Source organism: Mycobacterium kyorinense, assembly GCF_002101735.1.
Lineage (GTDB): Bacteria > Actinomycetota > Actinomycetes > Mycobacteriales > Mycobacteriaceae > Mycobacterium > Mycobacterium kyorinense.
In genome coordinates this window covers 13,407-34,709 of sequence record NZ_LQPE01000022.1, presented here as the reverse complement: position 1 = coordinate 34,709, position 21,303 = coordinate 13,407, and the positions used below count along the sequence as shown (strand labels likewise).

Annotated in this window: 21 protein-coding genes; 4 read left to right on the top strand and 17 right to left on the bottom strand. The window is 67.7% G+C overall.

Annotated features, from left to right (window positions below; translation table 11 throughout):
- Nucleotides 1-55: 55 nt before the first annotated feature.
- The 3 genes from opcA to AWC14_RS04615 all read left to right on the top strand — a co-directional run bounded on the left by opcA (nucleotide 56) and on the right by AWC14_RS04615 (nucleotide 2,281).
- On the top strand, nucleotides 56-967 hold the full coding sequence (opcA, locus tag AWC14_RS04625) for a glucose-6-phosphate dehydrogenase assembly protein OpcA (RefSeq protein ID WP_045377602.1): 912 nt from the start codon (nucleotides 56-58) through the stop codon (nucleotides 965-967).
- Complete coding sequence (gene pgl / locus AWC14_RS04620) at nucleotides 964-1,713, top strand: 6-phosphogluconolactonase (protein WP_045377605.1); 750 nt, start codon at nucleotides 964-966, stop codon at nucleotides 1,711-1,713. Before opcA ends, pgl begins: the two co-directional genes overlap by 4 nt.
- A gap of 175 nt (nucleotides 1,714-1,888) precedes the next feature.
- Entirely contained in the window at nucleotides 1,889-2,281 is a 393-nt protein-coding gene (locus tag AWC14_RS04615) for a type 1 glutamine amidotransferase family protein (protein WP_045377608.1), read from the top strand.
- A gap of 2 nt (nucleotides 2,282-2,283) precedes the next feature.
- Here the strand turns inward: AWC14_RS04615 and secG are convergent, their stop codons facing one another.
- The 9 genes from secG to AWC14_RS04570 form a co-directional block, all read right to left on the bottom strand.
- Nucleotides 2,284-2,517: a preprotein translocase subunit SecG gene (secG, locus tag AWC14_RS04610; protein WP_045377679.1), complete on the bottom strand. Its 234-nt coding sequence runs from the start codon at nucleotides 2,515-2,517 to the stop codon at nucleotides 2,284-2,286.
- Nucleotides 2,518-2,527: 10 nt separating this feature from the next.
- Nucleotides 2,528-3,583, bottom strand: coding sequence for a questin oxidase family protein (locus AWC14_RS30140; RefSeq protein WP_045377611.1), 1,056 nt, complete (start codon nucleotides 3,581-3,583; stop codon nucleotides 2,528-2,530).
- Nucleotides 3,584-3,637: 54 nt separating this feature from the next.
- Nucleotides 3,638-4,423 (bottom strand): triose-phosphate isomerase, encoded by a 786-nt coding sequence (gene tpiA / locus AWC14_RS04600; protein WP_045377614.1) that lies wholly within the window; start codon nucleotides 4,421-4,423, stop codon nucleotides 3,638-3,640.
- Nucleotides 4,420-5,634, bottom strand: a complete 1,215-nt coding sequence (locus tag AWC14_RS04595; RefSeq protein ID WP_045377617.1) for a phosphoglycerate kinase — start codon at nucleotides 5,632-5,634, stop codon at nucleotides 4,420-4,422. The genes tpiA and AWC14_RS04595 overlap by 4 nt, the downstream gene beginning before the upstream one ends.
- 4 nt (nucleotides 5,635-5,638) lie before the next feature.
- Nucleotides 5,639-6,661 (bottom strand): type I glyceraldehyde-3-phosphate dehydrogenase, encoded by a 1,023-nt coding sequence (gap, locus tag AWC14_RS04590; RefSeq protein WP_045377620.1) that lies wholly within the window; start codon nucleotides 6,659-6,661, stop codon nucleotides 5,639-5,641.
- 140 nt (nucleotides 6,662-6,801) lie between these two features.
- A complete protein-coding gene (locus AWC14_RS04585; protein WP_045377622.1) occupies nucleotides 6,802-8,562 on the bottom strand; it encodes a DUF3556 domain-containing protein in 1,761 nt (586 codons plus the stop codon).
- A gap of 72 nt (nucleotides 8,563-8,634) precedes the next feature.
- Complete coding sequence (locus AWC14_RS04580; protein ID WP_082632585.1) at nucleotides 8,635-10,209, bottom strand: WS/DGAT/MGAT family O-acyltransferase; 1,575 nt, start codon at nucleotides 10,207-10,209, stop codon at nucleotides 8,635-8,637.
- 14 nt (nucleotides 10,210-10,223) lie between these two features.
- Nucleotides 10,224-11,759 carry an acyl-CoA synthetase gene (locus AWC14_RS04575; protein WP_045377624.1) on the bottom strand — a complete coding sequence of 512 codons (1,536 nt, stop codon included), beginning with the start codon at nucleotides 11,757-11,759 and terminating at the stop codon, nucleotides 10,224-10,226.
- Nucleotides 11,760-11,825: 66 nt separating this feature from the next.
- Complete coding sequence (locus AWC14_RS04570) at nucleotides 11,826-12,608, bottom strand: SDR family NAD(P)-dependent oxidoreductase (protein ID WP_235215876.1); 783 nt, start codon at nucleotides 12,606-12,608, stop codon at nucleotides 11,826-11,828.
- Between the two features lie 249 nt (nucleotides 12,609-12,857).
- Here AWC14_RS04570 and AWC14_RS04565 point away from each other — a divergent pair, with 249 nt between their 5' ends.
- Nucleotides 12,858-13,445, top strand: a complete 588-nt coding sequence (locus AWC14_RS04565) for a QsdR family transcriptional regulator (RefSeq protein WP_235215877.1) — start codon at nucleotides 12,858-12,860, stop codon at nucleotides 13,443-13,445.
- Here the strand turns inward: AWC14_RS04565 and whiA are convergent.
- The 8 genes from whiA to AWC14_RS04525 all read right to left on the bottom strand — a co-directional run bounded on the left by whiA (nucleotide 13,442) and on the right by AWC14_RS04525 (nucleotide 21,263).
- The gene (gene whiA / locus AWC14_RS04560) at nucleotides 13,442-14,419 is read right to left on the bottom strand and encodes a DNA-binding protein WhiA (RefSeq protein WP_045377626.1); all 978 of its coding nucleotides are present in this window, start codon (nucleotides 14,417-14,419) and stop codon (nucleotides 13,442-13,444) included. The two genes, AWC14_RS04565 and whiA, sit on opposite strands and share 4 nt — an antisense overlap.
- On the bottom strand, nucleotides 14,416-15,471 hold the full coding sequence (gene yvcK / locus AWC14_RS04555; protein WP_045377629.1) for a uridine diphosphate-N-acetylglucosamine-binding protein YvcK: 1,056 nt from the start codon (nucleotides 15,469-15,471) through the stop codon (nucleotides 14,416-14,418). The genes whiA and yvcK overlap by 4 nt, the downstream gene beginning before the upstream one ends.
- Complete coding sequence (rapZ, locus tag AWC14_RS04550) at nucleotides 15,468-16,367, bottom strand: RNase adapter RapZ (RefSeq protein WP_142281555.1); 900 nt, start codon at nucleotides 16,365-16,367, stop codon at nucleotides 15,468-15,470. Before rapZ ends, yvcK begins: the two co-directional genes overlap by 4 nt.
- Nucleotides 16,368-16,372: 5 nt before the next feature.
- On the bottom strand, nucleotides 16,373-18,316 hold the full coding sequence (gene uvrC / locus AWC14_RS04545; RefSeq protein WP_045377634.1) for an excinuclease ABC subunit UvrC: 1,944 nt from the start codon (nucleotides 18,314-18,316) through the stop codon (nucleotides 16,373-16,375).
- A gap of 48 nt (nucleotides 18,317-18,364) precedes the next feature.
- Nucleotides 18,365-18,820: a PH domain-containing protein gene (locus AWC14_RS04540; protein ID WP_045377637.1), complete on the bottom strand. Its 456-nt coding sequence runs from the start codon at nucleotides 18,818-18,820 to the stop codon at nucleotides 18,365-18,367.
- Entirely contained in the window at nucleotides 18,817-19,272 is a 456-nt protein-coding gene (ribH, locus tag AWC14_RS04535; RefSeq protein ID WP_428838942.1) for a 6,7-dimethyl-8-ribityllumazine synthase, read from the bottom strand. Before ribH ends, AWC14_RS04540 begins: the two co-directional genes overlap by 4 nt.
- A gap of 23 nt (nucleotides 19,273-19,295) precedes the next feature.
- Nucleotides 19,296-20,573: a bifunctional 3,4-dihydroxy-2-butanone-4-phosphate synthase/GTP cyclohydrolase II gene (locus AWC14_RS04530; protein ID WP_045377643.1), complete on the bottom strand. Its 1,278-nt coding sequence runs from the start codon at nucleotides 20,571-20,573 to the stop codon at nucleotides 19,296-19,298.
- A 90-nt stretch (nucleotides 20,574-20,663) separates the two neighbouring features.
- Nucleotides 20,664-21,263 (bottom strand): riboflavin synthase, encoded by a 600-nt coding sequence (locus AWC14_RS04525; RefSeq protein ID WP_045377646.1) that lies wholly within the window; start codon nucleotides 21,261-21,263, stop codon nucleotides 20,664-20,666.
- Nucleotides 21,264-21,303 lie beyond the last annotated feature (40 nt).

Genomic DNA, 21,303 nt, shown 5'->3' with positions numbered 1-21,303 from the left:
TAGTACGCAGCGATGAGGTGGGGGCACCTCCCGCTTGCGGGGGAGAGCGGCGCCATTGATCATCGATTTGCCGGACACCAGCACCACCGCCATCAACAAGAAACTCGACGAGCTGCGGGAGAGGGTCGGCGCGGTAACCATGGGCAGGGTTTTGACTCTGGTCATCGCGCCCGATAGTGAAGAGGTGCTGGAGGATTCGATCGAGGCGGCCAACGCCGCCAGCCACGAACACCCCAGCCGGGTGATCGTGGTGATGAACCGCGACGCCGATGCCCCGCAGGCACGGTTGGATGCTCAGCTGCGGGTCGGCGGTGACAGCGGCGCCGGCGAGGTGGTGGTGCTGTGGCTGTCCGGTCCGCTGGCCGGCCACTCCGCCAGCGTCGTCGTGCCGTTCCTGTTGCCCGATATCCCGGTGGTGGCGTGGTGGCCAGATATCGCACCCGCGGTCCCCGCCCAGGATCCGTTGGGCAAGTTGGCGATTCGGCGCATCACCGACGCAACCAACGGCGTCGACCCGCTGTCGGCGATCAAGAGCCGACTGCCCGGATACACCCCCGGCGACACCGACCTGGCCTGGAGCCGCATCACCTACTGGCGTGCGCTGCTCGCGTCGGCGGTGGATCAGCCGCCGCACGAGCCGATCACGTCGGCGCTGGTGTCCGGCCTGAAGACCGAGCCGGCCCTGGATGTGCTGGCCGGTTGGCTGGCCAGTCGCATCGACGGGCCCGTGCGGCGCGCGGTCGGCGAGCTCAAAGTCGAACTGGTGCGTACCACCGAGACGATCACATTGAGCCGGCCACAGGAGGGAGTGACGGCTACGTTGAGTCGCACCGCCAAGCCGGACGCGCTGGTTCCATTGCCGCGCAGGGAAACCCGCGAGTGTCTGGCCGAGGACTTGCGGCGGCTCGATCCCGACGCGATCTACTGTTCCGCACTCGAAGGCATCGACCGGGTGGAGTATTTATGAGCACCAATGTTGAGACATTCGCTGACAGCGACGCACTGGTTGCCGCGGCAGGAGAGCGACTGATCGGTGTCATCGATGCGGCGGTCGCCGCGCGGGGCCGCGCGCTGATCGTGCTGACCGGCGGCGGCAACGGCAACCGGCTGCTGAAATATCTCAAATCCCAGCAGCAGCGCATCGACTGGGCCAACGTGCACCTGTTCTGGGGCGACGAGCGCTATGTGCCCGAAGACGACGACGACCGCAACGAGAAGCAAGCCCGGGCCGCCCTGCTAGATCACGTCGACATCCCGGCCCGCAACGTGCACGCCATGCCGGCCAGCGACGGCGAATTCGACAGCGACCTGGCCGCCGCGGCGCTGGCTTACGAACAGGTCTTGGCCGCCAACGCCGAACCGGGCCAGCCCGCACCCGATTTCGACGTCCATTTCCTCGGCGTGGGGCCCGAGGGCCACGTCAATTCGTTGTTCCCCGACACGCCCGCCGTTCGCGAAACCACCCGGCTGGTGGTCGGGGTCGACGATTCGCCGAAACCGCCGGCGGAGCGGATCACGTTGACCCTGCCCGCGGTCCGGCGGGCCCGCGAAGTCTGGATGATGGTGTCTGGCGGCGAGAAGGCCGACGCCGTGGCCACCGCGGTCGGCGGCGCCGACCCGGTGTCGTGCCCGGCTGCCGGAGCCGTCGGGCGGGAGAACACGGTCTGGTTTCTGGACGGCGAAGCGGCCGCCAAGCTGCCGTCGGGCAGCTAGCTTCGCTGCTCGGCCTGCCGGTCGGCGTAGCCCGCGGCGTACTCCTCGAGCCGTCGGAGAGTGTCACGTTCGGCGGCCCTCGGCGTCGTGAGGTGTCGCCAATCCCGCTCACAGTGTCGCTGACGCATACCGATCAGATGCACTGTCGGCCGCGACGGTTCCGCCGGGGGCAATAATGAGCGCTATGGCAGACAAAACCGACCGCGCCCCCCGGGAGCGGATCAAGACCCTCGCGCAGGCGGCGATGAACGCCGACGTCACGGTGGCGCAACTCGAGTCGTTGCTGAAAGGTCTGGGACCTACGTTGAACGACCTGAACGAGTCGCTGTCGGTCTTGAATGCCACCGTCGAGCGACTGGACAACGGCCTGGACCACTTCGAGGGCACACTGACCGGCCTGGACGATCTGGCGCGACGGCTGGTCGCGCTGATCGAGCCGGTGGAGGCCATCGTCGAGCGGATCGACTACATCGTGAGTGTCGGCGAGACGGTGATGTCGCCGCTATCGGTGACCGAGCACGCCGTGCGGGGCGTACTCAACGCGTTACGGAACCGGACCGTGCGCTGACGTCAGCGGAATTTGATCAGCAGCGCCATCGCGACGATCGACACCAGCCAGATGCCGGTGACGAACAGCGTCAACCGGTCGAGGTTTTTCTCCACCACGGTCGACCCCGACAAGCTGGACTGCACGCCGCCACCGAACAGCGTCGACAGACCGCCACCCTTGGCGCGGTGTAGCAGGACCAGGAGCACCACCAGCACGCTGGTGACGACCAGGATGATCTGCAGGGCCAATTGCATGGCCGCCACCTTACCGGCTGGTGCCCGGCGGCCTGAAACGGATCCGGTCCAGCGCGGCCTGGACCGCCGCGGGGAAGCGCGGGTCGGGTTGGAGCGCGTTCTCCCGGGCACAGGCTTCGGTGAACTTGATCACGTGCTCGTCACCGTTCTCCGCTGCACGCCCGAACAGGTCCTGCCACGACGGCGGCCCATTGCGGGACGCGATGTCGAGGCTTTGTCGTTCGGCGCCGGCGTCTCGGGTGAACATCGCCAACATCGCGACGTGCACCCGCCACATGGCGGCCACCGACGGTTCGTGTAGCTCGGCCGGCAGCTGGGCCAATGCGATCCGCATCGCGGCCGGCGCAGTCACGGCGTGAATCATCGGCACCGGCGGGTCGTCCGGGTGGGCGAGGTAGACACCGGCGAACGTCGACGTCATCTCGCTCAGCCGCCGTCCTGCATCCAGCGGGCTCAGTGCGGTCAGTGCTTCGACGTAGCTGGAAGTATCGTCTGACTGTCCGCGACCCACCCGCGCGATCGCCTCGGCGATCGTCTGCTGGCCGGCGAACGCCACCTCCCCCGGCAGCGGTGCGTAGCGCGCCGCCCAGTAGGCCAGCCCGCGCGCCAATTCGGCCAGCGCCGCATCGTCGGGGTGGACGGCGGCGCTCAGGCACCGCACTGCGTGCGCGGTGCGAATCAGCCCGTGGGTCAATGCGGCCAGCAGGCCCGGCAGCAGCCGCGGCCACCACTGCGCCAGCACGTCGCGCCACGGCCGGTCGGCGAGTTCGCGGCGAAACACAGCTTCCCAATCCCCGGCCCGCGTGAACTGTCCCAGCGACTCACGCCACGACTGTTCGTCGGACGGGTCGATCCGGAATCTGGGCTCGGGTGGATCGTGATGGTCCATCCGACGCTTGTAGTGTTCGACCCAGGTCGCCACTTCGTCACCAAAACCCAAGGCGCACAACGCTTCAGCAGCCATCGGACCGTGGTTGGCGAAGTCGTGCTCGCCGCGCTCGTAGCCGAGCCCGTCGAGCCGCTGGTACGCCTCGGCCATCGCGTCGGGGTACACGTTGGGTCCCATGACCCCACGCTACGACCTCAACAGCAGTTGAGGTCAACCAGCGAGACCCGCCGGTTAGGGGATCGGCCCGCCCGCCGCGATCGCGCACAGGGTGGCGAACTGCTCCCCGTCCAGCGAGGCCCCGCCGACCAGCCCACCGTCGACGTCGTCGCAGGCGATGAGGTCGCCGATGTTCTTCGCGGTCACCGAACCGCCGTAGAGCACCCGCACCGCCTCCGCGATCTGCGGCGACGCCAGCGAGCCCAGCTCTTTGCGAATCGCCGCGCACACCTCCTGCGCGTCGGTGGCACTGGCCACTCGCCCGGTGCCGATCGCCCACACCGGCTCGTAGGCGATGACGACGCGGGCGATCTGCTCGGCGGACAGCCCGGCCAGCGAGCCCCGCAGCTGCTCGACGTTGTGGCTCACGTGATCACCGGCTTCGCGAACCTCGAGGTGCTCGCCGATGCACACGATCGGGGTCAGCTCGTGCTTGAGTGCGGCGGCGGCCTTGGCGGCCACCAGCGCGTCGTCCTCGTTGTGGTAGGTGCGCCGCTCGGAGTGCCCGACGACGACGTAGGTGCAGCCCAGCTTGGCCAGGAACGCCCCGCTGATGTCGCCGGTGTAGGCACCGGAGTCGTGCGGCGACAGGTCCTGGGCGCCGTAGGTCAGCCGCAGCTTGTCGCCGTCGACCAGGGTTTGCACGCTGCGCAGGTCGGTGAACGGCGGGATGACCGCCACGTCGACCTTGTCGTAGTACTTGTCCGGCAACGAGAAAGCGATCTTCTGCACCAGCGCGATCGCCTCGAAGTGGTTGAGGTTCATCTTCCAGTTGCCGGCGATCAACGGCTTGCGGCTCATCGGTCGAGCACCTCCAGGCCGGGCAATGATTTGCCCTCAAGGTATTCCAGCGACGCGCCGCCGCCGGTGGAAATGTGCGAGAAGCCGTCTTCGGGCAGACCCAGCGCGCGCACCGCCGCGGCGGAATCGCCGCCGCCGACCACACTGAACGCCCCCTTGGCGGTGGCCGCGGCGATCGCCTCGGCGACCCCCTTGGTGCCGGCGGCGAAGGCCGGGAACTCGAAGACACCCATCGGGCCGTTCCAGAAGATCGTCTGCGCGTTGGCCAGCAGCTTGGTGAACCGTTCCACCGACCCAGGCCCGATGTCGAGGCCCATCTTGCCTTCTGGAATCTCGTCGCAGGCAACAACCTCCGGTGGCGAGTCGGCGGCGAACTTCTCGGCAACCACGATGTCCCTGGGCAGCCGCAGCACGTCGGCGTAGGTGTCCAGCAGCCGCCGGCAAGTGTCGATCATCTCAGTCTCAAGCAGCGAGGTGCCCACCGAAAGACCTTGCGCGGCAAGGAAGGTGAAGCACATGCCGCCGCCGATCACGATGCTGTCGGCCTTGGTCGCCAGCTTCTCGATCACGCCCAGCTTGTCGGAGACCTTGGACCCGCCGAGCACGACGGCATAGGGCCGCTCGGTGGAATGCGTCAGGCGTTCAAGGACTTTCACCTCGTCATTGACCAGCGTGCCGGCGTAGGACGGCAGCAGGGTGGCGACGTCGTACACCGATACCTGTTTGCGGTGCACCACTCCGAACCCGTCGGAAACAAAAGCGCCGTCGTCGCCGACGAGTTCGACCAGTTGCTTTGCCAGTGCCAGCCGCTCGGCGTCGTCCTTGCTGGTCTCGCGTGGGTCGAAGCGAATGTTCTCCAGCAGCAGAACATCTCCGTCGGTGAGGCCCTCGGCCCGGGCGAGCGCGTCGCTGCCGACCACATCGCCGGCCAGTTGCACGTGCTGCCCCAGTTGCTCGCCGAGCGCGGCGGCGACCGGCGCCAGCGACAGTTTCGGGTCCGGGCCGCCTTTGGGCCGGCCGAGGTGCGCGGTCACCACCACCTTGGCGCCGGCATCGACCAGCGCCCGCAGCGTCGGCACCGAGGCGCTGATGCGGCCCGGGTCGGTGATCGCTCCCCCGTCGTCGAGCGGGACGTTCAGGTCGGAGCGCACCAGCACACCACGCCCCGAAACTCCTTGTGCCAGAAGGTCGTCGAGCGTCTTGATGGTCACGGCTTTACAGCGACTTGCCCACCAGGGCGACGAGGTCGACCAGGCGGTTGGAGTAGCCCCACTCGTTGTCGTACCAGGACACCACCTTGGCCTGGTTGTCGATCACCTTGGTCAGGCCCGCGTCGAATATCGAGCTGTGCGGGTCGGTGACGATGTCGCTGGAGACGATCGGGGCGTCGTAGTACTTGAGAATGCCCTTGAGCTTGCCCTCGGCGGCGGCCTTGAACGCCGCGTTGATCTCTTCTGCGGTGGCCGATTTGGCCAGATCGGCGGTCAGGTCGGTGACCGAGCCGGTCGGAATCGGCACCCGTAACGCGTACCCGTCGAGCTTGCCGTTGAGCTCCGGCATCACCAGGCCGATGGCCTTGGCGGCGCCGGTGGAGGTCGGAACGATGTTGAGCCCGGCCGCGCGGGCCCGGCGCAGGTCCTTGTGCGGCCCGTCCTGCAGGTTCTGGTCCTGGGTGTAGGCGTGGATGGTGGTCATCAGGCCTTTGACGATGCCGAACTCGTCGTGCATCACCTTGGCCAGCGGCGCAAGGCAGTTCGTGGTGCACGAGGCGTTGGAGATGATGTTCTGGCTGCCGTCGTACTTGTCGTCGTTGACGCCGAGCACGATCGTGATGTCGGGGTCGGTGGCCGGCGCGGAGATGACGACCTTTTTGGCGCCCGCGTCCAGGTGGCCCTTGGCCTTGGCGGCGTTGGTGAAGATGCCGGTGGATTCGACGACCACGTCGGCGCCCAGGTCGCCCCACGGCAGGGCCGCCGGACCCTCTCTGACCTCCAGGGCCTTGATCTTGGCGCTGCCGACGACGATGGTGTCGTCGCCTTCCAGGCTGACGCCCTGCGGCAGCCGGCCCAGGATCGAGTCGAACTTGAGCAGATGCGCCAGGGTGGCGTTGTCGGTGAGATCGTTGACCGCCACCACCTCGATGTCGGTGCTGGTGCCCTGGGCCTGCTGTGCCAGTAGGGCCCGGTAGAAGTTTCGCCCGATTCGACCGAAGCCGTTGATGCCTACCCGGACCGTCACGTCTCTCGTCTCCTTAGTTGCTGGTGTGATCCACCGGCCAGCCTAGTGGTGCGGCAATGGCATCGCGAGGGGCGGTCCGTCAGCTAGCTGACCTGCGCGTTCGCCTGTACCGCCGGCACGCCGGCACCCGACGTAGGTGGTCATCGCGGCGCGGCCTCGTTGCGGTGGGAAGTGAGGTGGACGGGGAACTGGTCGCCGGGCTCGGGCCACGGCTGGCGGGCCAGCATGTCCTCGACGTTGACGTAGCCCTCCTCGATCAGGCCGGTCTTGGCGTCGACAATGCGGTACCACTGCCGTTGGGTCTGGATCGGTTGCCCTTCCAGGATGATGACCCGGATGTCGCCCTCGTCGAAGTGGCAGCGGCGCTGCACGGCCTGGAGCAATTGCTCGTTGTGCAGGTGGCCTTCACCGAAGTTCCACCCTATGAGCGGTCCAGCGACCAGTTCGCCCTCCCGCAAGATGTAGTCGGCCTCGTTCTCGAGTGCGCGAGGCACCAGCCCGTTCAGCGCCCGGCCGTGGGCGTGCATGGACCGGAACGCTGCGCCCTTGTCGGCCATGATTTCGGCAGTGGTCGGGTCGTAGAGCTTGGCAACTTGTTTGGCAACGAGCGCGGAGCTTTTGACGACGGTTGCGTCGATCTTGTCCTCGACGCCCGCGCGGAAGCACCAGACGCTGGAGGCCCAGTTCCCCGCGTAGTAACGCATTGCGGGCAAAAACGAAATCTGTTTGGGGAACAGGTTTCCCGCAATCGGAACCACGGCCAGCGCGACGATCAGGATGGCCAGCAGGAGCAGCGAGTTCAGGTCGTACACCGTGATATCGCCGTATCGCCCGAACAGGAAGAACAGCGAAAAGATGAAGAACACATTCCACTCCAGCGGGACCCCCATCGGCAGGTTGGAAATGATGTTGAGGTGGAAGATCACCATGAACCCGATCAGGAACCAGCGCCAGGGTTGTCCGCCGGCGGCAAAGACCAGAACACCCGGCACAATGAATTCCGCTGTGGTTCCACCCATGTGGGCCATGACCTTCGGCAACCAGGAGGGCCGCAGGTCGTTGACCGGGTCCAGGTACAGCCGGTGCTTGAACCAGTTGAACGCCTTGCTGCGCAGCAGCGCGTTGTTGCTCATCATGACCGACACGACATACGGGAAATGGTGGTTGAGCTTGGAAGTCGCTGCGCCCCACCACAAGCCGAGCATGATGATCTTGAAAGCCGCGATCTGGTCGGTGAACGGGAAGAAGAACACGAACAATTTCAGCCAATAGTGTTCACTACGGGCGGCGAGGAAAATGGTCTTGTCGCGCAGACCCAGCACCGCCAGCGCGACGATCGTCGGCGCCACCAGGACGGGGTCGACCAAGCCGACATCGCCGGCGGCGGTCACCGGGCCGCCCTGGCCGGGTGACAACAACGCCCACACGGCGCCCGTCAACACGACGGCGTAGAGGGCGACGTCGACGACGGTGCGGGTATCACCGGCGGCGAAAGGAACCTTGCCGGGCCACGGCGGTAGTCGAATTGTGTTGGGCCGCAACCAGTAAAGGAATCCACCGACGGGCGGCCAGAACCGCCCGGTCAGAGGCCCCGATCCGCAACCAAAGCCCAAAACCTCGAACAGCAGCGTGAAGATGATGACCTTCTGATACACGATCGGTTGTGTCCACCACTCGCCGATGTGGCCCAGCCCGCCCAGACCGGGAGTGAGCGAAATGATTATCGCAGGGGCGGCGACGTACACGGCGATCTTGGCCAGGTAGAACAAGTACGCCACATACGGGGTGCCGAAGCCGTGTTCCACCCAGTGGCGGGTCACGACCTGCAACCGTTTGGCCCGCGGCAGGTTCAACCAGGTGTCGCGGTCGACATCCGGGAGTTCGGGTGCCATGAATCCCATGATTACCTCGCTTCGTGGTGCGAAATCCGTTGGCGAGTAAAGTGAATCGACGTCACAGTCATGGGACGCGAGCTATCGTCGACCGGCGCCGGTCGTCGAGGGCGTCTTCTTCCCCGCTCTTAGCTTGGTGACCGTCTGGGCGAGCTTGACGGGGCCGCGGCGCGGGAAGGCCGGCTGCGGCGGCTGGGCCCACTGCGCGCCGGTGGCGTCCATCAGCCGGCCGATCTCGGCGATGTGCATGTCGGCGAGGTCCCACACGTCGGGGATCAGGTCGCGGTCGGCGATGAAGCCGAAGTCGAGCCGGTCGAGGTAGCTCACCACCGTGATGTTGAGTCCCTGCCCGTCGGTGACGATCGACACCGGGAACTGGTGACACAGCTTCGCCCCGGCGAAGTACAACGGCTGGCGGGGGCCGGGCACGTTGGAGATCACCACGTTGAACGGCAGGGTGACCCGGTCGGCCAACCGTAGCCGCGACGCGAGCCGCACGGCCGCGGTGGCCAGCACCGGGGCGGAGTACTGGGTGAGGTCCACCAGTTCGGCGGCCGGCACCAGCTCGTGTGCGCGCTTGGCCCGTTGCATCGCCTCGTGACAGCGCGCCACCCGTTCGACGGGATCGGCGCAGTCGGTGGGCAACTCGGCGATGGTGGCCGACACCCGGTTGGTCCACGGGTCGGCTTCGTCGCCGGTGCGGATCGACACCGGCACCATGGCCCGCAGCGGGCGATCCGGCAGAGCGTCGTGAGCCAGCAGGTATTCGCGCAGCCCGCCGGCGCAGATCGCCATCACGACGTCGTTGACCGTCCCGCCGGTGGCGGCCTTGAGCCGCTTGATGTTCTCCAGCGACGAGGTGCGCATGGCGAATCGGCGGTGGCCGGTGATCTTTTTGTTCCACGGGGTCGGCGGCGCCGCCGTCCTGGGTAGCGAAATCTTGGGCCCGTCGGCCCTGCCCAGTTGGGCGACGCGTTTGACCGCGGTTCCGGCCACGCCCGCCGCGCCGCTGACGCCGTGGATCCCGGCGGCGTCGGCGAGCTGGCGCACAATCCGGGCCTGCACCCGCAGCGCCTTGAATGGGTTGGCGGCCAGGTGGATCAGCGCCAGCCGCAACAGTTCGGTGTCGGTGGGGATCGGCTCGGGTTCCCACGACGGGCCCGTCCCGGGCTCCGGCGCGTCGGGGGTGGTGTCGGTGACGATCTGCAGCATCAGCTGCCCGGAGGCGCCGTCGATGGTGGCGTGGTGGTATTTGGTGAGCAGCGCCCAACGCCCGTCGGCCAGACCGTCGATGACGTACACCTCCCACAACGGCCGGGTGCGGTCCATCGGACGCCCGACGATCCGGCACACCTGCTCGGCTAGCTGATCGACCAGACCCGGTCGGGCGAGATGGATCTCGCGGATATGGAAGTCGAGGTCGAAGTTGGGGTCGGCCACCCAGTACGGATGGTCGAGCCCGAACGGCACCTCGACCAGGCGCCGCCGCAGCGGCTCCAGCTCACCTACCAGCGAGGCGTACTTGGCGTACACCGCGGCGTACGGGTTGTAGTCGGGGGTGGGCCGCTCGAAGATCATCAGGCCGTTGACATGCCCGAACGTCGTCGGTGTCTCCATGTAGAGGAACGCGGCATCCAGGCCGGTGAGTTGTTTCACGAAGTGCTCCTTGACTATTCGGGCGCGTCGAACGAAAACTGCTCGCGCAGTTGGCGTTTCAGCGCCTTGCCGGTTTGGGTGCGTGGGATGGCGTCGGTGAACACCGCACGCTTGGGCAATTTGAAGCGCGCCAGTTTGCCGTGACAGTGCGCCAGCACCGCCTCCTCGTCGAGGTCCGGGTCCGCGCGCACCACCACCGCCAGCGGCGACTCGCCCCACTTGGCCGACGGGATGCCCAGCACGGCGACATCGGCAATGCCCGGGTGCGACAGCAGGACGTCTTCGATCTCGGCCGGGTAGACGTTCTCGCCGCCGGAGATGATCATGTCCTTGATCCGGTCCTGGATGTAGACGAACCCCTCGGCGTCGCGCACCGCAATGTCGCCGGTGTGCAACCAGCCGTCGGTGATCGTCTGCGCGGTGGCATCCGGGCGGTTCCAGTAGCCGGCCATGATGTGCCGTCCGCGCACCAGCACCTCGCCGGGCATATCCGGGCCGACGTCGACGCCGTTGTCGTCGACGATGCGAACCTCGGTGTGGAAGAACGCTTTTCCGGTGGATCCGATGTGTGACATCGCGTCGTCGGGGCTGATCACGCACGCGGGGCCGCATGTCTCGGTGAGCCCGTAGACCTGGTGCACCTCGAAGCCGAGACGCGCGTAGGCCTCGATCAACGAGACCGGCACCGGGCTCGCCCCGCTCATGATCCAGCGCAGCGCCAACGCTTCGCGCAGCTCGGCCCGATAGGTCGGCAGCATGAAATTCAGCATCGCCGGGACCGCCAGCGTGATCGTGACCTGCTCGTCGCGGAACACCTCCCAGATCCGCTGTGCGTCGAACTGGCGCAGCATGATGATCGTCGCGCCGCGATAGACACAGCACACCATGGGATTGAGCGCCCCGACGTGAAACAGCGGCATCGAGATCAGGTAGCGGTCGCCGAACCGCACGTCGACGCTGGCTAACACGGTGAACACGGACCACTCCACGCTGTCGTGGGTGTGCACCGCCCCTTTTGGCAGCCCGGTCGTGCCGGAGGTGTACATGATGAACAGCGGGTCGTCGCCGTCGGCGTCGACCACAACCGGATCCGCCGGGGCCGACTCGACGAGCGCGTCGAAGTCCAGCGCCCACTGGGGCCGGTCCGGACCCACCCGCACCCAATGCACCACCGGCGTCCCGTCGTCCCCGCGCCCGTGAAGATCGGCGACGACGGCGTCGTACTCGGCGGCGTACACCAACACGGTCGCCCCCGAGTCGCGCAACATGAACGCCAGCTCGTCGGCGACCAGCCGGCAGTTCAACGGGACCACGACCAGCCCGGCCCGGGCCGCGCCGTAGAACACCTCGACGAAGTGGTGCCCGTTGGGCAGCAGCATGGCCACCCGGTCGCCCTTGGCCTGCACTAGACCGGTCAGCACCTGGGCGGCCCGATCGGCCTGCCGGTTGAGTTCGGCGAAGGTGAATCGGCGGCGGGCGGCGTCGTCGACGAGCGCCTCCAGATCCGGGTTCAACTCGGCCCGCTTGGCCAGATGCACTCCGACATTCATGGCTGCCTTTCCGGTAATAGGTAGACCGGTCGCAGCAGCAGCGGCGGCCGGACGGGGCACGACTCGTCATGTGGTGAGAACGCCGCCGTCCACGGGCAGCGTGATTCCGGTGACATAGCTGCTGGCGTCGCTGGCCAGGAAGATCAGCGCGGCACTCAGCTCGTCGACATGGCCCATGCGGCCGGCAAGGGTGCGCGGGATGACGGTGGATTCGATATACCCCACGGGGAACTGGTCGGACATCTCCGACTCGAAATAGCCGGGCGCGAGCGCGTTGACCCGGATTCCCTTGCGTCCGGTCCACTGTTGGGCCAGGTCGCGGGTGAGGCCGATCAGTCCGGCTTTCGACGAGGCGTAGGCGGCCTGCGGCAGCCCGGCCGTGGTCAGGCCAAGCACGCTGCTGATGTTGACGATCGAACTGCCCGGCCGCATGACCTTCGCGCAGGCCTGCGCCATCCAGTAGCACCCGTGCAGGTTGATGTCCAGGACCGAGCGGAACTGGTCGGGGGTTTCGCGGGTGGCGGGCACCGCGGTGCCAACGCCGGCGTTGTTGACCAGGATGTCGACCCGCCCGAAGGTGTGGATCGCGGCGTCGCCCAGTGCCTGACAGTGTTCGGGGTCGCTGACATCGGTGCGTACCGCTAGGGCCTTGCGTCCCGCCGATTCCACGAGTGCCTGGGTCTGGGCCAGCCGGTCCACCCGCCGTGCGCCGAGCACCACGTCGGCGCCGGCCTCAGCCAGGGCCTGCGCGAATGCGACGCCGAGGCCACTGGACGCGCCGGTGACGATCGCGACCCGGTCGTCGATGCGGAAGCGGTCGAGGATGGTTTGCACGGTGTCAGTAATCACGCACGCAGCGTATCTATATACGTTGCACTTATGCAACTAATCTGGATCTATATCACAGGGTGACCCCGACCAGTCCCGCGTCGGTCCCGTCGCTGCCTTTAGGTGGCGTGAGCCCGGCCGACCGCCGCCTCAGCCGGAGGCCACAAGCGCACCATTTGATAGAATGTTGCAGACATACGGCATGCGCGTGCTTGAGGTAGTTCCGCAGCAGATGCGACCACCGGGAGGTGCGAAATCACCGAGACGCAGTTGGCCCGCCTGCTGGCAGCGGAGCGCCGGCCGGATCCGTTGACGGCTTTCCGCATCGCTCGCCGGTGGTTCACCTCGGGGCGGCGGATCGAAATGCAGGAATTGGCCGCCGAACTCGGCGTGAACCGAGCCACCCTGTTCCGCTGGGTCGGCAGCCGAGATGATCTGCTGGCCGAGATCCTCTGGTCGCTTGCCGAGCCGACGCTCGCACTAGCGGTCGACGGCGCAGCGGACCGCGGTGCCCCGCGAATCGTGGACATCATGGACCGGTTCGCCGCCATGCTCGACCAAGCGGACTACTTCCGGGCCTTCCTGCGGCGCGAACCCGAGCGCGCGCTGAGAATCCTCTCCACGCGCGCCAGTGCGGTGCAGCAGCGGTTGGTTGCCGCCGTGGAAACTATTCTGCGCGAAGAGATCACGCACGGGCAGCTGAAGCCGCCGTTACCGCCGCACGACTTGGCTTACCTCATCGTCCGGATCGTCGAATCGTTCCTGTACGCCGACCTCATCACCGGCGAACAACCCGACATTGCCAAGGCGAAACAGGCCATCAGCGCGCTGCTCGGCGGCGACGGAGCGGCGGCTTAGGCGTCTTCCAGCAGATCCGGGGTCACCGCCGACTCGGTGTCGGGAATGCCGTCTTGTTTAGCCTTGCGGTCGGCCATCGACAGCAATCGCCGAATACGGCCCGCCACAGCATCTTTCGTCATCGGCGGGTCGGCCAGCCGGCCCAACTCCTCCAGTGACGCCTGCCGGTGCTCGACGCGCAGCTTGCCGGCCGCGGCCAGGTGGTCGGGCACGGTATCGCCCAGGATTTCCAAAGCTCGCTCCACGCGGGCGGCGGCCGCCACCGCGGCGCGCGCCGAGCGCCGCAGGTTGGCGTCGTCGAAGTTGGCCAGCCGGTTCGCGGTCGCCCGCACCTCGCGGCGCATCCGGCGCTCTTCCCAGATCAGCCGGGTGTCCTGGGCGCCCATCCGGGTCAGCAGCGCGCCGATGGCCTCGCCGTCGCGCACCACGACGCGGTCGGCGCCGCGCACCTCACGGGCCTTGGCGCTGATCCCGAGCCGGCGCGCCGCACCCACCAGCGCCAACGCGGCCTCCGGGCCGGGGCAGCTGACCTCCAGGGCCGACGAACGCCCCGGCTCGGTCAGCGACCCATGGGCAAGGAAGGCGCCCCGCCAGGCGGCTTCGGCGTCGGCGACGCTGCCGCCGACCACCTGGGCCGGCAGGCCCCGCACCGGGCGGCCCCGCAGATCCAGCAGACCGGTCTGGCGAGCCAGCGCCTCGCCGTCGTTGGCGACCCGGATCACATATCTGGTCTGCTTGCGAATTCCGCTGGCAGACAACACATGTACCACCGCGTTGTAGCCGTAGAGATCGAAGATGTCCTTGCGCAGCCGCCGCGCGATGCTGCCCAGGTCTACCTCAGCTTCGACAACCACTCGGCCGCCGACGATGTGCAGGCCGCCGGCGAACCGCAGCAGCGAGGTGACCTCGGCACGCCGCGCGCTCACCGAGTTCACCACCAGGCGGCTCAACTCGTCTTTGACTTCGGCCGTCATTGCCACGCGTCGTCACCTCTCGGTCCTTCTGCGCCGGGTTGCTGACGTTCACCTTCGATCGGCATCGGGGCTGTCACCGGGGACGCTGCCTGACCCGTGTCGCGCACCCCCACCCCGTCCAGCGCCGCGGCCAGCTTGCCCGGGTCATGTAAAGGTGTACCAGGCCGCGAGACGTCCGCGAACTGAACCTCGGCGTCCAGCAGCTTCGCGGTGCGCCGCAGTTGATCACGCTCGCGTTCACCGGGCACCCGCTCGGCGTCGATGATGACGTCGTGCACGGTGAAATCCGGTGCGTGCTGCGCGAGCACATGCAGATGGCGTTCCACCGAGAACCCGGCCGTCTCGCCCGGCTCGGCGACCAGGTTGAGCACCAGCGCGCGGCGCGCCGTGGTCGCCCGCAGCGCGGCGGCCAACCCCGGTACCAGCACATGCGGAATCACGCTGGTGAACCAGGAACCTGGCCCCAGCACCACCAGGTCGGCGGCCATGATCGCGTCGACGGCCTGCCGGGTGGCCGGCGGGTTGGCCGGCAGCAGCCGCACCCGACGCACCTTGCCCGGCGTGGTCGCGATCGCCACCTGGCCGCGGATCAGCCGGAACATCCGGGGGTCGGCCTCCAGACCGGAGACGTCGGCCTCGATCTGCAGCGCGATCGGGCACATCGGCAGCACCCTGCCCTTGACGCCGAGGATGCGGCCCAGCTCGTCGAGCGCGGCGACCGGGTCGGCCAGCATCTCGGACAGGCCGGCCAGCAGCAGATTACCGATGGGATGCCCGGCCAGCGCGCCGCTGCCGCCGAACCGATGCTGCAGCACCGTCGCCCACAGCCGCCCGTGTGGGCTGTCGGATGCCAACGCCGCCAACGCCATTCGCAGATCGCCGGGCGGGACGACGTCGAGTTCGCTGCGCAGCCGGCCCGAGGAACCGCCGTCGTCGGCGACGGTGACGACCGCGGTGACGTGCGGGGTCAGTCGCCGGGCCGCCGACAACGTCGCGTACAGGCCGTGCCCACCGCCCAGGGCGACAATGCTGGGGCTCGTTCCAGGAGTCATTCGCGACCCAGATCCCGGTGCAGCACCCGCACCGACAATTGGCTGTCGGGTTCTAACAGGCGGGCCAGCGCTTCGGCGATGGCCACACTGCGGTGCTTGCCGCCGGTACAGCCGATGGCGACGGTCATGTAGCGCTTCCCCTCCCGGCGGTAGCCGTCGACAACCAGGGACAGCAATCGATGGTAGGTGTCGAGGAACTCTGCCGCGCCGGTCTGGCCCAGCACGTAGTCACGAACCATCGGATGCTGGCCGGTGTGTGGCCGCAATTCGTCGACCCAGTGCGGATTGGGCAGGAAGCGCACGTCCATCACCATGTCGGCGTCCATCGGCAGGCCGTATTTGTACCCGAACGATTCGACGGTGACGCTGGTGTGCGCGACGGTTTCACCGCCGAAGGCGCGTTCGATGCTTTCCCGCAGCGCCCGCACCGACAACGCGGAGGTGTCGATGATCAGGTCGGCGGTGGCGCGGACCGGCGCCAGCATCTCGCGCTCGGCGGCGATGCCCTCGGCCAGCGTTTGCTCGCCCTGCAGCGGGTGGCTGCGGCGATTCTGCTCGTAGCGGCGCACCAGCATGTCGTCGGAGGCTTCCATGAACAGCACCCGCGGGGTGATGTTGCGAGTGGCCAGGTCGTTGCGGACCCAGTCCAGGTCGCCGGTGAACCCGCGGGACCGCACGTCCATCACCACCGCCAGCTGGGTGATTCGCGAGCCCGCCGCCAGACCGAAGTCCACCATCCGGCTGATCAGCTGCGGCGGAAGGTTGTCGGCGACATACCAACCGAGGTCCTCGAGCACCTTGGCCGCGGTGCCCCGCCCGGCCCCGGACAGCCCGGTCACCAGGACGACGTCGATGCCGGATTCGGTTGCGCCGTTGACGTTTTCGGAGTTCGGCATGCTTGTCATCCCGACGCCCGCTCGACGGGCTGTGCATCGCCGCGCAACGCTTCGAGCACCGCCGTTGCGGTTGCCACGCCGATGCCGGGCACCGAGGTGATCTCCTCCACCGTGGCCTCTCGTAGCCGTGCCACCGAGCCGAAATGCGTGACCAGCGCCTTGCGCCGGTGCTCGCCGAGCCCCGGCACCGCGTCCAGCGCGGACGCCGTCATCCGTTTGGACCGCTTGCTGCGGTGATAGCTGATCGCGAACCGGTGCGCCTCGTCGCGGATGCGCTGCAACAGATAGAGGCCTTCGCTGTTGCGGGGCAGGATGATCGGGTCCGGCTCACTGGGCACCCACACCTCTTCCAGTCGCTTGGCCAGCCCGATCACCGCGACGTCGGTGATGCCGAGGTCATCGAGCACCGCGCTGGCCGCATTGACCTGCGGCGCGCCGCCGTCGACGACGTACAGATTCGGCGGATAGGCGAACTTACGTGACTTTCCTTCCGGTGCAAGGGTATTCGCCTCCTGCAGGTGGCGGGCAAAGCGGCGGCGCGTCACCTCGGCGATCGAGGCGACGTCGTCGGAGCGGCCCTGCCCCGCGGCTTCCCGGATCGCGAAGTGACGATAGTCCGACTTGCGCGGCAGACCGTCCTCGAACACCACCAGCGACCCCACGACGTCGGTGCCCTGCACGTGGCTGATGTCGACGCACTCGATGCGCAGCGGCGCCTCGGCCAGGCCCAGCGACTCCTGAATGTTCTGCAGCGCAGCAGATCTGGCGGTGAAGTCGCCGGCCCGCTTCAATTTGTGTTGCTGCAGAGCTTCTTTGGCGTTGCGTTGCACGGTTTCGGCCAACGCACGCTTGTCGCCGCGCCGCGGCACCCGCAGCGCCACCCTCGAGCCGCGCAGGTTCGACAGCCAGCTGGCCAGCTCGTCGGAATTGGGCGGCAGGCACGGCACCAACACCTCGCGGGGCACCGGGTTGGTCGATTCGTCGGCAGCGCCGTCGAGTTCGGCCTGCTCGCCGTAGAACTGCGTGAGGAACTGCTCGACCAGCTGCGCTTCACCGGAATCGCCGGGGTCGCCGGGCTTTTCGACGATCCAGCCGCGCTGGCCGCGAACCCGGCCGCCGCGGACGTGGAACACCTGGACTGCTGCCTCCAGCTCGTCGTCGGCGAACGCCACCACGTCGGCGTCGGTGCCGTCACCGAGCACCACGGCCTGCTTCTCCAGGGCACGCTTCAACGCCGACAAGTCGTCACGCAGCCGCGCGGCGCGTTCGAAGTCCAGATGCTCGGCGGCGGCGTTCATCTGCTGTTCCAGGCTGCGTGCGTATCGGTCGGTCTTGCCCGATAAGAAGTCGCAGAAGTCCAGCACGATCTGGCGGTGCTGCTCGGCGCTGACCCGCCCGATGCACGGCGCCGAGCACTTGTCGATGTAGCCGAGCAGGCATGGACGGTCGATTTGCTTGTGCCGCTTGAACACTCCGGCCGAGCAGGTGCGGGCCGGAAACACCCGGGTAAGCAGGTCCAGGGTTTCCCGGATGGCCCAGGCATGCGAGTAGGGCCCGAAATAACGTACGCCCTTGCGGCGCGGGCCACGGTAGACCATCAGCCGGGGGAATTCCTCGTTGAGCGTGACGGCCAGCACCGGATAGGACTTGTCGTCGCGGTAGCGGACGTTGAACCGCGGGTCGAACTCCTTGATCCAGTTGTATTCCAGCTGCAGCGCCTCGACTTCGGTATTGACCACCGTCCACTCGACTTTCGCGGCGGTGGTCACCATCTGGCGGGTGCGCGGATGCAGGCTGGCGACGTCGGCGAAGTACGACGTCAGCCGGCTGCGCAGGCTCTTGGCCTTGCCGACGTAGATGACGCGTCCGTGCTGGTCCCGGAACCGGTACACGCCCGGCTCGACCGGGATGGACCCGGGCGCGGGGCGATACGTAGCGGGATCAGGCACGGTTTCCAGGCTAGTCTGCCGCCGCGGGCGTCGAACGTGAAGCTGAGCTCACGCTCGCGGAGATTGGTAGCGCGCCATCAGTGTCCGCACGGTTTCCATGGCGTCCACCGCGCGGTCCTTGTCGACGGCCTGGATCGCCATCACCGGGATGTACTCGTCGTCGGGCAGATCGATGCGCGCCCAGCGGGCACCGGCCGGAAACGACACGCCCACCACCTGCGACCACGGCACCAGCCGGTAGCCGAGCAGGTTGCGCACCGACAGCCCGGCGGGGCCAACCCGCAGCCGCGGCCGGGCGAACAACAGCACCAAGCCGGCAAGGACAAGGCCCAGCACCGTCATCGCGACCTGGTCGGCCGTCTGGAAGATCACCCCGCTGGAGCGGATCTTGAGCATCAGGCCCACCGCGATGTGCGCCGCCGCGATCACGAACGCCGCGCTGTAGGCGAAATACGGTGTCAGGTGCGGACGCACCTCGGCGTCCCAGTCCGGGTTGGCGGTCACGGCGTTGCGCGCAGATCGCGCAGGGTCAGCGCGGTGCTCAGCGCCGCCGCCGTTGCCTGAGCGCCCTTGTCCTCGGCCGACTCCGGCAGTCCGGCCCGGTCCAGTGCCTGCTCCTCGGTGTTGGTGGTCAGCACCCCGTTGGCGACCGGCGTGGACGCGTCCAGCGACACTCGGGTCAGCCCCTGGGTCACCGCATCGCAGACGTAGTCGAAATGCGGTGTCTGGCCGCGGATCACCACACCCAGTGCGACGACGGCGTCGTGCTCGCGCGCCAGCGCCTGTGCCACCACCGGGATCTCGATCGCGCCGAGCACCCGCACCACCGTCGGGTCGTCCACGCCCCACTCGGCGGCCGTCTTACGGGCACCGCCCAGCAACGCGTCACAGATCGTGGTGTGCCAGGTGCTGGCCACGATCGCCAGCTTCACTCCCGACGCGTCGAGTGCCGGCATGTCCGGCACACCGGCGGCTGGGCTCACAGAGCCCCGCCGAATTCGCCTGGCAGGTGGGCGGATTCGTGATAGTCGTCCAGACCGATCAGGTCGTGACCCATCCTGTCGCGTTTGGTCATCAGGTAGCGGATGTTCTCGGCGTTGGCCCGCACCGGCAGCGGCACCCGCTCGATGATGTGCAGCCCGTAGCCGTCGAGCCCCACCCGCTTGGCCGGGTTGTTGGTCAGCAGCCGCATCGAGCGGACACCGAGATCGACGAGGATCTGCGCACCGATGCCGTAATCGCGTGCGTCGGCGGGCAATCCGAGTTTGAGGTTGGCGTCGACGGTGTCGGCGCCGGCGTCTTGCAGCTGATAGGCCTGCAGCTTGTGCATCAGCCCGATGCCGCGGCCTTCATGCCCGCGCATGTAGAGCACCACGCCGCGGCCCTCGCGGGCAACCATCGCCATCGCCGCATCGAGTTGCGGGCCGCAGTCGCAGCGGCGCGAACCGAACACGTCACCGGTCAGGCACTCCGAGTGCACCCGGACCAGCACGTCGTGCCCGTCGTAGTTGGGGCCGGCGATCTCGCCGCGCACCAGCGCCACGTGCTCGACGTCCTCGTAGATGCTCGTGTAGCCGACCGCGCGAAACTCCCCGTGCCGGGTCGGGATCCGGGCCTCGGCGACGCGCTCGATGTGCTTCTCGTGCTTGCGCCGGTACTCGATCAGGTCGGCGATCGCGATCATCGCCAGGTCGTGCTCGTCGGCGAAGACCCGCAGCTCGTCGGTCTGCGCCATTGCGCCTTCGTCTTTCTGGCTGACGATCTCGCAGATCGCCCCCGCGGGTTGCAGGCCGGCCAGCCGCGCCAGGTCGACCGCCGCTTCGGTGTGCCCGGTGCGGCGCAACACGCCACCGTCCTTGGCGCGCAACGGGACAACGTGCCCGGGCCGCGTGAAATCGTCGGCGACGCTGGCCGGGTCGGCCAGCAACCGCATCGTCGTGGCTCGGTCGGAAGCCGAAATGCCGGTCCCCACACCGTTTCTCGCGTCGACGGTGACGGTGTAGGCGGTACCGTGCTTGTCCTGGTTGACCGCGTACATCGGCAACAGGCCCAGCCGGTCGCAGATGGCGCCGTCGAGCGGCACGCACAGGTAGCCGGAGGTGTAGCGCACCATGAAGGCCACCAGCTCCGGGGTGGCCATTTCGGCGGCGAAGATCAGGTCGCCCTCGTTCTCGCGGTTCTCATCGTCGATGACGACGACGGCCTTGCCGGCCGCGATGTCGGCAACCGCCCGCTCGACGGAGTCCAACCGCGTCATCTGTGCCACCTAGTCTCTGACGAGCCCGCCGCAGGGCTCATGCGTTGCATTCAGTATGAACCACGAGGCCGGCGCGGATATTGCGGCGGCCTAATCAGCGGGACGCAGGACCAGGCGTTCGACGTATTTGGCGACCACGTCGACCTCGAGGTTTACCGCTGTGCCCACCGGAGCGCGGCCCAGCGTGGTCAGTTCCCGGGTGGTTGGGATCAGCGACACCTCAAACCAGTCCTCCCCCAGCCCGGACACGGTCAGCGAGATGCCATCGACCGTGATAGAGCCCTTTTCCACGACGTAGCGGGCGAGCGCGGCGGGCAGTTCGATGCGCACTATCTCCCAGTGTTCGGCCGGGGTGCGGGCCAGGATCTGTCCGGTGCCGTCGACGTGGCCCTGCACGATGTGCCCGCCCAGCCGGCTGCCCAGGGCCGCGGCGCGCTCCAGGTTGACCGGGCTGCCGACAACGAGCCGGCCCAGGCTGGACCGGTTGAGTGTCTCGCCCATCACATCGGCGGTGAACTGGCCGCCCGGCAACACCTCGACCACGGTCAGGCACACGCCGTTGACGGCGATCGAATCGCCGTGGCCGGCGTCGGCGGTCACCACCGGGCCGCGGATCGTGAGCCGCGCAGAATCGCCCAGGTCATCCTTGTCGACGACCTCGCCCAACTCTTCGACGATCCCGGTGAACACCGCCTCAGATTAGTGACTCACGCTTCCGCGCGCGACGCCG